Source organism: Limosilactobacillus panis DSM 6035, assembly GCF_001435935.1.
Lineage (GTDB): Bacteria > Bacillota > Bacilli > Lactobacillales > Lactobacillaceae > Limosilactobacillus > Limosilactobacillus panis.
Map to the genome: position 1 here is coordinate 1 of NZ_AZGM01000020.1, position 12,963 is coordinate 12,963.

At 48.5% G+C, this 12,963-nt stretch carries 13 protein-coding genes; 4 read left to right on the plus strand and 9 right to left on the minus strand.

The annotated features are described in order from the left end of the window. Positions 1–215: 215 nt before the first annotated feature. The 9 genes from FD32_RS01185 to FD32_RS01225 all read right to left on the minus strand — a co-directional run bounded on the left by FD32_RS01185 (position 216) and on the right by FD32_RS01225 (position 6,351). Positions 216–821, minus strand: coding sequence for a response regulator transcription factor (locus FD32_RS01185; protein ID WP_047768380.1), 606 nt, complete (start codon positions 819–821; stop codon positions 216–218). A gap of 18 nt (positions 822–839) precedes the next feature. Continuing rightward, positions 840–1,781, minus strand: coding sequence for a sensor histidine kinase (locus tag FD32_RS01190; RefSeq protein ID WP_047768388.1), 942 nt, complete (start codon positions 1,779–1,781; stop codon positions 840–842). Positions 1,782–1,858: 77 nt separating this feature from the next. Further along, positions 1,859–2,293, minus strand: a complete 435-nt coding sequence (locus tag FD32_RS01195; RefSeq protein ID WP_235803735.1) for a GAF domain-containing protein — start codon at positions 2,291–2,293, stop codon at positions 1,859–1,861. A gap of 15 nt (positions 2,294–2,308) precedes the next feature. Continuing rightward, the gene (locus FD32_RS01200; RefSeq protein WP_047768382.1) at positions 2,309–2,593 is read right to left on the minus strand and encodes a hypothetical protein; all 285 of its coding nucleotides are present in this window, start codon (positions 2,591–2,593) and stop codon (positions 2,309–2,311) included. A 2-nt stretch (positions 2,594–2,595) separates the two neighbouring features. Next, complete coding sequence (locus FD32_RS01205; protein ID WP_047768384.1) at positions 2,596–3,156, minus strand: molybdenum cofactor guanylyltransferase; 561 nt, start codon at positions 3,154–3,156, stop codon at positions 2,596–2,598. Next, on the minus strand, positions 3,153–3,641 hold the full coding sequence (gene mobB, locus FD32_RS01210) for a molybdopterin-guanine dinucleotide biosynthesis protein B (RefSeq protein ID WP_047768386.1): 489 nt from the start codon (positions 3,639–3,641) through the stop codon (positions 3,153–3,155). Before mobB ends, FD32_RS01205 begins: the two co-directional genes overlap by 4 nt. Then, positions 3,620–4,840: a molybdopterin molybdotransferase MoeA gene (locus FD32_RS01215; RefSeq protein WP_047768393.1), complete on the minus strand. Its 1,221-nt coding sequence runs from the start codon at positions 4,838–4,840 to the stop codon at positions 3,620–3,622. Before FD32_RS01215 ends, mobB begins: the two co-directional genes overlap by 22 nt. Continuing rightward, positions 4,830–5,327 carry a MogA/MoaB family molybdenum cofactor biosynthesis protein gene (locus FD32_RS01220; protein ID WP_047769605.1) on the minus strand — a complete coding sequence of 166 codons (498 nt, stop codon included), beginning with the start codon at positions 5,325–5,327 and terminating at the stop codon, positions 4,830–4,832. Before FD32_RS01220 ends, FD32_RS01215 begins: the two co-directional genes overlap by 11 nt. Then, positions 5,299–6,351, minus strand: coding sequence for a HesA/MoeB/ThiF family protein (locus tag FD32_RS01225; protein WP_047769602.1), 1,053 nt, complete (start codon positions 6,349–6,351; stop codon positions 5,299–5,301). The genes FD32_RS01220 and FD32_RS01225 overlap by 29 nt, the downstream gene beginning before the upstream one ends. A gap of 147 nt (positions 6,352–6,498) precedes the next feature. Here FD32_RS01225 and FD32_RS01230 point away from each other — a divergent pair, with 147 nt between their 5' ends. The 4 genes from FD32_RS01230 to narI are packed head-to-tail and all read left to right on the plus strand — an operon-like array spanning position 6,499 to position 12,963. After that, positions 6,499–10,161 carry a nitrate reductase subunit alpha gene (locus FD32_RS01230; RefSeq protein ID WP_056962089.1) on the plus strand — a complete coding sequence of 1,221 codons (3,663 nt, stop codon included), beginning with the start codon at positions 6,499–6,501 and terminating at the stop codon, positions 10,159–10,161. Beyond that, entirely contained in the window at positions 10,151–11,710 is a 1,560-nt protein-coding gene (gene narH / locus FD32_RS01235; RefSeq protein WP_047769598.1) for a nitrate reductase subunit beta, read from the plus strand. The genes FD32_RS01230 and narH overlap by 11 nt, the downstream gene beginning before the upstream one ends. Beyond that, positions 11,703–12,284, plus strand: coding sequence for a nitrate reductase molybdenum cofactor assembly chaperone (narJ, locus tag FD32_RS01240; RefSeq protein ID WP_047769607.1), 582 nt, complete (start codon positions 11,703–11,705; stop codon positions 12,282–12,284). The genes narH and narJ overlap by 8 nt, the downstream gene beginning before the upstream one ends. Then, positions 12,274–12,963, plus strand: a complete 690-nt coding sequence (gene narI / locus FD32_RS01245; RefSeq protein ID WP_047769596.1) for a respiratory nitrate reductase subunit gamma — start codon at positions 12,274–12,276, stop codon at positions 12,961–12,963. The genes narJ and narI overlap by 11 nt, the downstream gene beginning before the upstream one ends.

The window sequence follows — 12,963 nt, forward strand, 5'->3', positions numbered from 1 at the left end:
GTTTTATGGACGCATTGGTCTACTTATTTCATGAACTGGGTCGAGCTGAGCTCAGCTCAGCCTAACTGATCACATTGATGACATCATTAATCGATTCATAGCTCAGTTGCCAATAACGATCCAAAAAGCATTGAATACTGGCATCTAAAAGTCTAATTTAGGCTGAGAAAAGCCGAAGCTGACGCAGCTCCGGCTAGTTTTCGTGCTTTCAAGTTTCAGTTATGAAGGTGAAGCTTACGCGTAATGTTGGCCTTATGGGCCTCAACGGTCTTTGTCGAGATAAAGAGCTTTTCCGAGATTTCCTTGTTGGAATAGCCTAGAGCAACGAGGGGGAAGACCTCCTTTTCACGCTTGGAAAGGGAGTTGTAACCCTTCAGGTTCACGTGGGCCCCGTCGGCATTGATTCTTTTTAAGTCATCTTTACTGATCATAATATTGGAATCTAAGTAGTCGCGGTCAGCCGCAACTTCCTTAAGAGCCTTAATGATTTCCTCATCAGAAGAACTCTTCAGGATGTAGGACATCGCGCCATTATGCATAGCCTTATTAATGTATTCCTGGTCCTCATGAACCGAGAGGATAATAATCTTGACCGCGGGAAACTTTTCATGAATTCGCCTGGTCGTAATCAAACCGTTCTCTCCCGGTGGCATACTGAGGTCCATTATTACGATGTCAATATCACCACGTTCAATTCGTATGTATGTGTCTGTTCCACTAGCGGTTTCATCAACCACTTCGAACCCGGCCTGCTGATTAACAAGGTACGATATACCGGCACGAACGATGGCGTGGTCATCTGCCACTAAAACCTTATACATTATAATTTCACCAAATCCTTATCTAACTGTATTAAGCGGGAACTTAACGGTTAGCGTGGTTCCCTCATGCGGGTGTGAACTAATTTCAAATACGCCATTTAAGGCAGTAACCCGCTCTTTCATATTCATTAGGCCTAACGAGTGGCCATTGAAGTGGGCATTTTTTTTGAGGTTAAACCCATCCCCATCATCAAGGACCTGCATCTGAATCACGTGGGGATGGTTGGAGAGTAAAACTGTGATTTCGCTAGGGTGGGCATGTCGGAGGGCGTTATTAATTGCTTCTTGACAGACGCGGTAGAGAACGCTTTGCTCGTCACTAGTCAACTGAATTGCTTGTTCATCAACCGCTAAAACATTAATTATCACTCCGGAATTAGCCTGGAGCCGCTTGGCAAGGGCCTTAATTGCGGGTACCAGGCCGAAGCTATCCAGAACGGCGGGGCGAATATCAAGCGCCATCTCTTTTATTTCCGTCAGGGTTTCCTGCAACTGGATTTCAATGGCTTGGCTAGTCTCTTGCTGTTCTGCCGGGCTCAGGTCACCCTGCGTAAAGCGGCGGACACCCATGATTGCCGAATAGACACCCTGGGCAATACTGTCGTGAAGGTCCTGTGATATTCGCTGCCGTTCCTTCTCATGGGCCCGGTTGACGTAACGGGTTAGCAGGTGTTGTCGTTCTTGTGCGGACAGTTGTTCTTCGTGTTGTAGGTTTCTGATGGTGAGCGAGTATACATCTTCTTCTTGATCCAGGAGGCGGTAGCATAAGGAAAGGTGAAGAGATTCCTTCTCCTTTGTTGGGATAGTGACGACGTTTGTCCGTACCTGATAACCTGCTGTTGACGATGACTTACCATTTTGAGCAATCTGACGCAAATAACACGGGTCAAGGCCATACCGTCTTTGGAGTTCCTCTGCAGAATGGTTACTGGCAATCAGCTGGTCGCCAGCAAAAAACATGATTGCTGACCGGGACTGCCCAACGTACTTTTCTAAGTATTTATCTTTTATCAACTGAATCCCCTCACTAGACAGTGTTACCCATGTAAATATTCACCTAAGTGCGCCACAGTTTCGAGACTCACCGGTTGCTTACGGCGATAACCGGCTAACAGAACGGCGTTGACGGTTCCCAAACTGGAAGCAACCGGAATTGCTACCGCACTCCATAGGGACTCCGCATTGGCAATCGGTGTGTACATCTTATTTGAAAAGCTGTACTTACTTAGGTTGTTATCGTAGAAGGGCTTACCGGTTCGAAAGACTAATCCAGCAATGCCGATTCCCTTACGCAGAACAATCTGGCGGAATTGCTCACTCTGGTTACCAGCGGCAAAGCGCCACTTAATTACAAAGGGGTAGTAGGTCTCTTGAAGAGCAATTCCAACAAACTCAAAATCACTAGTGTGGTAAATACGGTTAACTAGCCGCGCGTAATCTTTATTTGTCTTTGCTTGTTCTAAAGCCATCATTAGTCATCTTCCTTACTAGGGAAATTTAGGAAGGCCCATTGAAGGTCCCTGATAATACTGCTGGCTGTCAAAATCAAAATTGGGATCGCGGTATGCTTGATAATGGTCGTAGTCACGCTGAATTTGCTGAATCTGATCGTCTAGTTGCTCCAGTTCCGCGTCCTTTTCTAGTGAACTCATTTGCTGGTTAACTTCCTGTTCACGATTTTCCAGCATTGTGCGTCGAATCGTTAAGTCATTAAGCACCAGTGCTATTAATTTTTGAAAATCCGGTTCAGACATCATTGCTTTTGATTTCATGGTTACTCCTTCTTATTTAAGTAATTCAGGTTGGTAAATTCTTGTCGTTGGGGAAAGGATAAGGGCTGACACCGGCAGCATTCGGTTAAAAAAGCACCGAGTCGCCAATTATTATCCATTAACCAAGTATTGATCGTTTGGTAGTCAGTCCGGAAGTGGGCCAGTGAATAGTGAAGGTGATCCCCCGTAGTAATGACTGTTTGTTGGTGCCTAGCTAAGGCCTGGATCGTTTCCGAACGCAAAAAGGGATAGTCGACCGCAACCATCAGATAATCATGCCTACCCGGAAAGTGCTTGGTTACTGCCAGTAGACCGCTTAACGGGCCATGTTGGTCAAAGGGTGGAAGGTCACCGACGAGGATGGTTCGTGGGAACGCCCGTAGTTGTTTACAAATCGCTTGCTGGTTTTTCTGGTTGACGCTCACCACTACCTGTTCACAAAACGGTAGGAGTTTACTGACCGCTAATTGAACGTTACTAGCGTTCAAACTGCCTAATTGGTAAGTCGCCTTGTCGGTTCCAAAACGTTTTGATTGACCGCCAGCTAGGACAATTCCAATCATGATTGATCACCCATCTGACTTATTAAATAGTTGTATATTTCTTGTACTAAGTGGTCACAGGCCTGAATATCTAAATGAGCGTTTTGAACCAGCCTGACGGGGGCCGTTATCACGGCGGTAAAATCTTGGTTGTTTGCCTTATCATCGCCTATTAACACTACTTTGGGATAACTAGCTGCCTTGTGTCCCTCAATAATTACGAAATCGTTTTCTGCTCCTAGCAGCCTTACCAGGGCGGCGAGTGGCGGCCTTTGTCCCTGCTGGTGAAAGAAGAGCTGGTTGTTCGACTCTAGCACCACCTGGCGGGCACCTGCTGCGCTCATCTGGTAGCTGTCGGTCCCAGGAATGTCCATGCTGCTCGAATGGGCGTCGTGTTTAATTGCTGCTACCCGGAAGTGCTTCTTCGTTAGGCAACTGATTAAGTGCGTGACCACTGCGGTTTTTCCCGAGTCCTTGGGACCAACTATTTGAATGGTAACAGCCATGCGTCCGTCTCCGTTCCGACCTGCATCGGAGTAGTACTGTGTGGAATCAAGGCCAGGCAGGTCGTTGTTTGAAGGTTGGCCAAAGATCCTGAACGGTTAATGCCATTTGGATATACCAGGCAGCGACCATCCTTGATGGCGTACCGGCAACGGAGGTAGCGGTCAAACCCGTTGGTCTTGTTATACGGCGCCGCCAGAGTTGCCCGGACCTTGCGAATCCGCGACGATTGATGTTGGTAGCGACGAATGAGGGGCTCCATATACAGGTAGAAACCGGTGAAACAGGCTCCCGGATTTCCAGAAAGGGCCATTACCAGGGTACCATCCTGAACAAAGGCAGTGGTCACACTCCCGGGCCGCTGTTTAATCTTATTAAAGAGCAAGCGGTCGGCCTGCCGGGCACGGTCACCAATATAGTCAAAGTCGCCGACTGAAACTCCACCATCAGTGATGACAATTTCGTGGCTAGCAATTTGCTCATTCAACACTTTCCTGATTGTTGAGGCATCGTCCGGAAGCTGAGTCTCAAAATCAACTCTCCCGCCGGTTTCCTCGACCAGGTTTTTGAGCATGATGCCGTTACTGTTATAGATTTTCCCCGGAGCAATGGGGGCGTCTGAATTAAGAAGCTCAGTTCCCGTTGCGATAATTGCAATTCGGGGACGCTGGTAAACCTCGACTTCTTTAACGCCGAAAGCCCGTAAAACAGCTAGACCACCGGGATTAATTTCTTGGTCATGGCTAAGGATGACGGCGCCCTTTTTGACATCTGTCCCGGCCTCAGTAATATTACTCTTATTCTCGCTGGTCATTATTTGAACACGAGATGGATTGCCATCAACCGGACGGGTTTTCTCAATCCGGATTACCTTTGCGGCGTCATTTGGGACATAAGCCCCCGTCATAATCCGGACAGCAGTACCTGGGGTAAGGGGCTGGTCCCAGGTCGCGCCGGCTTGGATTTCTCCCAGGACACTGAATTCTTTGGGGAAGTCATTATCATCAGTGTCTCGAATTGCGTAACCGTCCATCCCTGCCCGGCGAAAGTGGGGGTACTCATATTTTGCCCGGACATCTTTTGCCAGGACACGGTGGTTAGCCTCTTCTAGTGGAATAATCTCGGTTGCCGTCTTTAGCGGAATCGATTGAACCCGTTTTTGCGCCTCAGTAACTGAAATTGGCGTTCTTCTAGTGAGCATGATTGTGGTCGTCCTTTCGTTGGTTACTAATTTCATAAAGTAAATGCTGGTATTCAGGAATGATGAGCCGGTCTAGTGCGGTCTTGCAGGCATTTAGTGAACCGGGAAGGCAGTAGGTAAGCTGCCAGCGATAGTTAAATCCCGCTAGTGCTTGGGAGGCAAGTGCCCGCGTCCCAATTTCATGAAATGATATTTGACGAAACATCTCGCCGAAGCCTGGTATGATTCGCTGGAGAAGGGGACGGACGGCGGAGATGGTGACATCTCTTCGCGCAACTCCGGTTCCCCCCGTTGTGATGATGATATCTGGCCTGGCCTGCTCTAGTTCCAAAAAGGCTGTTTGAATATCGACGATATCATCTTTAACGATGCGTCGGTCAATAATGGTGATGTGGTTTTTAGTTAACAGGTCACTAATCAAATCGCCGGAACGGTCATCCGCTAAGCTCCGGCTATCACTAATTGTTAGAATGGCAGCTTGATTCATCTGAAGTTATCTCCCTTATTTCGTTTGCAAGTTTAATAATCCTATTGAGCTGGCCTTCGGCGTCTGCCCGGTTCGCCAGGTCATACATTACTAGCTTACCATTTTTGAACAGACTAACTGGCCGATTGACCCACTTAAATTGAATAAAGAGGGGGTTACTGGTGATAAGGGCACCTAGTGAATTCAGGTGGTAGGCCCAGCTGGTAAGTTTCACCCCATGGGCTAACCTAACGTAGTAGGCATTCGCACCGCAAAGCATTGTTAGCTGCGAACCGCCTTGACCCGTGCTAATTTGCTGGTGGCGCTGGCAAACCGGACACGTCGCCTGCTTACTTACTTTGAAGCGATTGGCCGTCATTGACCAGTTATCATAGGTAATGAGGTGGTCAAAATCAACTGTTGACTGGTCCACAAGGTAGTGGAGGGCAATGGAAGCCTGCATCCCCGCAACTAGTGGTAGGAGGGCAGCATTGACCCCAATAATGTCGCAATCGGTGTTCATCAGCTGCTTGATGTCTGGAAAGAGACAAGCAAGGCAGGGGTGTTCTTGCGGCGAAATGGCCATCACGTTGCCGTAGTTTCCGGCGCAGCTAGCAAATACATAATCAAAGTGGTGTTCAATTGCCAGTTCGTTGAGGAGGGCCCGTCCACGGTAGTTGTCCAAGCAGTCCAGGCAGAGGTCAAAATGGTTGTCGCTTACTAGATCTGCCGTGAGTGGTGAAGGAATTGCAACGACTTCAACACTGCTGTTGATTGCTTGCAAGTGGTTTTTGACCGCCGTAACTTTGAAGCGATGCTCTTGGCAATCGTTTTCAGTAAAGAGGGCCTGACGCTGGAGGTTGGTTAGGGAAACGGTATCTGGATCAACAAGAATAAGCTTCTTGACCCCCGCCCGGGCTAAGATTACGGCAGCATAACTTCCGAGTCCGCCAACACCGACAATCAAAACCGTTGCTTGACTGATTCGGGCCTGCCCCGCCGTGCCTATTTGATTCACTCTTTCTTGACGATCATAGCGATCCATGTCTAATTCACCCTCCAACTATTGAAAAATATAGGTTTTTCCCTAGTCGTAGTATAACAGGATTAATGATAACCTTTATATTAGGGAAAAGGCTTACTTTAGGTTTACCATACCCAAGGCCAAACAATTAAGGGAGGTATATCAACGATGAAGTCGCGGTTCTTTAACAAAGTTGAAAAGTTTAACGGAACCTTTACACAACTTGAAGAAAATAATCGTCGTTGGGAAAAACTCTATCGTCAACGATGGGCGCATGACAAGGTTGTGCGGACAACTCACGGTGTTAACTGTACGGGCTCGTGCTCATGGAACGTTTACGTTAAGCAAGGAATCATTACTTGGGAGCACCAGGCAACGGATTACCCGTCGTGTGGGGCCAATATTCCCGGCTACGAACCCCGGGGATGTCCACGGGGGGCAAGCTTTTCTTGGTACGAATACAGTCCCGTCCGGATTAAGTACCCGTATATTCGGGGACGCCTGTGGGAAATGTGGTCGGCCGCAAAGAAAGAGCATGAAAATCTACTGGATGCCTGGGCTAGCATCGTCGAAGACCCAAAAAAAGCTAAAGAATACAAGAGTGTTCGGGGACATGGCGGCCTCGTCCGTGTTCACCGAGACGAGGCCCTTGAGCTAATCGCTGCTGCCTGCCTCTACACTATTAAAAAGTACGGCCCCGACCGTATTGGTGGCTTTACGCCAATTCCAGCGATGTCAATGATGAGCTTTAGTGCGGGTGCCCGTTTCATTGCCCTGCTTGGTGGAGAGCAGATGAGTTTTTACGATTGGTACGCAGACCTACCACCGGCATCGCCACAGATTTGGGGTGAGCAAACCGATGTGCCTGAATCAGCCGAATGGTACAACAGTTCTTATATTATCATGTGGGGTTCAAACGTCCCGTTGACGCGGACACCAGATGCCCACTTCATGACCGAAGCTCGTTATAAGGGTGCTAAGGTGGTCGCGGTTAGTCCGGATTATGCAGAAAATGTCAAGTTTGCCGACGACTGGCTGGCTCCTCATCCCGGGAGCGACTCGGCCGTTGCTCAGGCAATGACCTACGTGATTTTGGATGAATTCTATCAAAAACATCCTGTTGACCGGTTCATAAACTACTCTAAGCAATATACTGACTTGCCATTTGCGGTCGAACTGGAGCCCAGCGTGGCAAATGCTGATCATTTGACTGCCGGCCGCTTTGTCCGGATTAATGACCTCGTAGCAGACGATACGATTGTCAACCCCGCCTGGAAGACGGTTGTTTACGATAAAAATAGTCACCAGTTTGTTGTGCCAAACGGGACAATGGGCCAGAAGTACGATCCAAAAGAAAAGTGGAATCTGGAACTAAAGGATGCGGCAGGCAATTCGATTAATCCGGCCCTTTCAATTACTGAATCCGGCGATGTTAGTCAAGCCGTAATCGACTTCCCTGCATTCAGTAATGATGGTAATGACGTGGTTGTCCGCCACATTCCGGTTAGGAAGATCCAATTCGCTGATGGACAGGAACACCTGGTCACCAACGTTTACGACCTGATGATGGCCCAGATGGGAATTAACCGTACCGGCCACGATGAGCTCGCTGCCAAGGACGCTCACGATGCCAACAGTTACTTTACGCCTGCCTGGCAGGAGAGTCGGTCTGGTGTAAAGGCTGATCAGGTCATCCAGATTGCCCGTGAATTTGCCCAAAATGCCGCTGAAAATGACGGTGCCAGCATGGTAATCATGGGTGGTGGTGTCAACCACTGGTTCAACGCTGATATGAACTACCGGACGATTATCAATATGCTGATGCTCTGTGGCTGTATTGGTAAAACCGGCGGTGGCTGGGCCCACTATGTTGGTCAAGAAAAGTTGCGGCCACAGGAAGGCTGGGCAAACATCACCTTTGCCAATGACTGGGAAAAGGGTGGCGCCCGACAGATGCAGGGAACCACGTGGTACTACTTTGCAACTGACCAGTGGCGCTACGAGGAAATCGATAACCAGGCCCAGAAGTCCCCAGTTTGGAAGAGTAAACATTCCTATCTTCATAACGCCGATTACAACCAGTTGGCAATTCGGCTTGGTTGGTTACCATCTTACCCGCAGTTTAACCGCAACCCACTTTCCTTTGCTAAGGATTACCAAACAACTGATATTGTTAAAATTTCGCAGCGGGTTGTTGACGAACTGAAGAAGGGGAGCCTCCACTTTGCTGCCGAAGATCCGGACGCAAGCGAGAACCAGCCTAAAGCGTTCTTCCTATGGCGTTCGAACCTCTTCGCATCATCTGGTAAGGGTGCCGAATACTTTATGAAGCACCTCTTGGGCGCGGAAAACGGCTTACTGGCTAAGCCAAACGACCGGCGTAAACCAGAAGAGATGGTTTGGCACGACAAGGCGGCAGTTGGTAAGCTCGACCTCGTCGTTGATATGGACTTCCGGATGGTTTCCACCCCGATGTACTCAGACGTTGTCTTACCGGCAGCTACCTGGTATGAAAAGAAGGACCTCTCTTCAACCGATATGCACCCGTTCATCCACCCATTCAATGACGCAATTAGCCCAATGTGGGAATCCAAGTCAGATTGGCAACAATTTAAGTTGCTGGCCAAGACCTTCTCACAGATGGCTGCTAAGTACTACCCAGGAACGCACTATGACTTGAAGAGCGCGCCACTGGGCCATGACACGCCAGGTGAAATTGCCCAACCATACGGTGACGTCAAGGATTGGAAGAAGGGAGAGGTTGAACCTGTTCCGGGAAAGACGATGCCTTCTTTGAAGCTAGTACCACGTGACTATAGTCAAGTTTACGATAAGTTCATTACCCTAGGACCAAATGTTGTCAACAACTACCCGTACGATGTTCAGGACCAGTATGACTACCTAAAGGATATGAACGGGACCGCTGACCAAGGTGTCGGGGCTGGCTGCCCACTCCTGGATGAGGATGAAAAGGTCTGTGACGCAATCCTGCGGATGTCAACTGCCTCTAATGGGAAGTTAGCAGACCGCGCATGGCACAAGAAGGAGCAACAGACTGGTGAGCACCTGACCGACATTGGTCGCGGTCACGCTGATGATGTGATGTCCTTTAAGAAGATCACCGCCCAACCACAGGAGGCTTACCCAACCCCAATCGGGACCTCTGCTAAGCATGGTGGTGACCGGTATACCCCATTCTCGTTGATGACGGAACGCAAAATTCCGAACCGGACACTGACCGGCCGTGAACAGTTCTATCTGGACCACGAAGTCTTCCGGGAATTCGGTGAGGGCCTGGCAACCTACAAACCTTCGCTACCACCGATCGTGATGGCACCAAGTGATACCGATGTTCAACCAGCTAAAAAGGAAATCACTCTTAAGTACATGACACCACACGGTAAGTGGAATATCCACACGATGTACTATGATAACCTTGAGATGTTGACCCTCTTCCGTGGTGTCCCGACCGTCTGGATGAGTCCCGAGGATGCCGAAAAGATTGATATCAAGGATAATGACTGGGTCGAAGCATATAACCGGAACGGGGTTGTTACTGCCCGAGCCGTCGTATCTGTCCGGATGCCGAAGGGTTCGATGTATATGTATCACGCCCAGGATAATGAAATTTATGAACCATTATCAACGATTACCGGAAACCGTGGTGGTTCGCACAATGCGCCAACGCAAATTCACGTTAAGCCAACGCACATGGTTGGTGGATATGGTCAGTTAAGCTATGCATGGAACTACTATGGGCCAACTGGTAACCAGCGTGACCTTTATGTAAACGTTCGAAAATTAAAGAAGGTGAACTGGAGTGAAGATTAAAGCACAAATTGGGATGGTGTTAAACCTTGACAAGTGTATCGGCTGCCATACCTGCTCGGTTACCTGTAAGAACACCTGGACAAACCGTCCCGGTGCTGAGTACATGTGGTTTAATAACGTCGAAACAAAGCCAGGAGTAGGTTACCCGAAACGGTGGGAAGATGAGGACAAGTATCATGGTGGCTGGACACTCAACGCGAAGGGCAAGCTCCAGCTGCGTGCTGGGAATAAGTTGAATAAGATTGCTCTTGGGAAAATTTTTTATAACAATGATATGCCCGAGATGGATAACTACTACGAGCCGTGGACTTACGATTACAAAACGCTCTTTGGGCCTGAACGTAAGCACCAACCGGTTGCCCGGCCAAAATCGCAGGTTACTGGTGAAACCATGGAACTGAAGACGGGTCCTAACTGGGATGATGACTTAGCTGGTTCAACTGAGTACGTTCACCAGGACCCGAATATGCAAAAAATAGAGAGTGACATTAAGAATAACTTTAAGCAGGCCTTCATGATGTATTTGCCACGCCTGTGTGAACACTGCTTGAACGCGCCATGTGTTGCGTCATGTCCTTCCGGGGCCATGTACAAGCGCGACGAGGATGGGATAGTCTTAGTTGACCAGGAACGCTGCCGGGGTTGGCGTTTCTGTATGACTGGTTGTCCATACAAGAAGGTCTACTTCAACTGGCGGACGCATAAGGCGGAGAAATGTACCTTCTGCTACCCGCGGATTGAGGAAGGACAGCCAACGGTTTGCGCCGAAACCTGTGTTGGCCGGATTCGTTACATTGGCGCCCTGCTTTACGATGCCGACCGGGTTGAAGAAGCGGCATCGACACCCGACGAAAGCAAATTGTATGAAGCTCAGTTGAGGCTATTCCTGGATCCCAATGATCCTAAGGTTGTCAAGCAGGCGCTTAAGGATGGTATCTCTGAAGAAATGATTGAAGCTGCCCAAAAGTCACCGATTTATAAGATGGCGGTTGAAGAAAAGATTGCCTTCCCGCTTCATCCAGAATACCGGACAATGCCAATGGTTTGGTACATTCCACCACTATCACCTGTGATGTCCTACTTTGAGGGCCGAGATTCAATCAAGAATCCGGAGATGATTTTCCCCGGAATTGACCAAATGCGGATTCCAGTCCAATACCTCGCCAGTCTTTTAACCGGTGGCAATGTACCGCTTGTTAAAAACGCCCTTTACAAATTAGCCATGATGCGGTTATATATGCGGGCCAAAACAAGTGGCCAGGATTTTGATACCAGCAAGCTGGAGCGGGTGGGCTTAACCGAAGCCAGCGCAACATCACTTTACCGTCTCCTTGCGATTGCTAAGTACGAGGACCGTTTTGTCATTCCACGTAGTCAAAAGGCTGAATTAGAGGATGCTCAGAGTGAGCAGGGTGGCCTGGGTTATGACGAGTGTGAGGGGTGTGCCCTGGCACCACAGCATACCAGCATGTTCAAGAAGGCCGAAGCCGGTAAGTCGACCAATGAAATTTACGCGGAGAGTTTCTATGGGGGAATTTGGCGTGATTAATTATCAAAAGCTATCGGCAAACCGCCCAATCTTAGAGGTTCTGTCATTACTGATTGACTATCCGACAGAAGACACGTTTACAGAAGCAAATCGTACCCTCATCGAACAAGATAAGGCCCTGTCAAAAGACGAGCGGCGGTCCTTACTTGAAATATTTGACCAACTCGCTAAGCCCGTCTTGCTTAAGCAGCAGACCAACTATACGGGCCTGTTTGAAATGAACCGTCGCTACACCTTATACATGTCCTACTACAAGATGACGGATTCTCGCGAGCGGGGGACTGTTTTGGCAAAACTGAAGATGCTGTATGAGATGTTTGGTGTTGCGGAAACGACTAGTGAGTTGTCAGATTACCTACCGCTGATGCTGGACTTTTTGGCTGTCGGTGATTTTCTTGATGATCCCCGACGTAAGGACATTCAGCTTGCCCTTAGCGTTATTGAGGATGGAACCTATAACCTTCTTAAAAATGCGGTTATTGATAGTGAAAATCCCTACATCAAACTTGTAAAATTCATCCGTGAAATTGTCGGTTCGAGTGTTGAAACAGAGGTGAAAACAGATGCACAATAATTGGTCGATCTTTTTCTGGGTTATCTACCCATATGCCATGCTGGCGTCATTCATTATCGGTAACTTCATCCGTTTTAAGTATTTCCACGCTAGTATTACGGCGAAATCTAGCGAGATCTTTGAAAAAAAGAAATTAATTGCCGGGAGTATCACATTCCACGTGGGGATTATCCTAGCCTTCTTTGGTCACTGCCTGGGAATGCTGGTTCCCAAGAGCTGGACAGCGTACTTCGGAATTACTGACCACATGTACCACCTGTTCGGATCACTAGTAATGGGGATTCCTGCTGGGTTGCTTGCCTTCATTGGAATTGCAATCCTGACTTACCGGCGGATGACGGTAAGGCGGGTGTTTAAGACTAGTAGTCTGAACGATATTATCGTTGACTGGGCCCTCTTGATTACCATTACACTGGGGTTGGCATGCACTATTTCAGGTGCATTTATCGACTTCGACTACCGAGTAACCATTAGTCCCTGGGTACGAAGTCTCTTTACCTTCCATCCACAATGGCAACTGATGGCTTCCGTGCCGCTGATTTATAAGGTTCACGTTTTATGTGGATTTGCTATCTTTGGCTACTTCCCATACACCCGTCTAGTTCACGCATTAACGCTGCCATGGCAATACATGTTCCGGCGCTTTATCGTTTACCGGCGGCGGGTTAACGCCTACTAA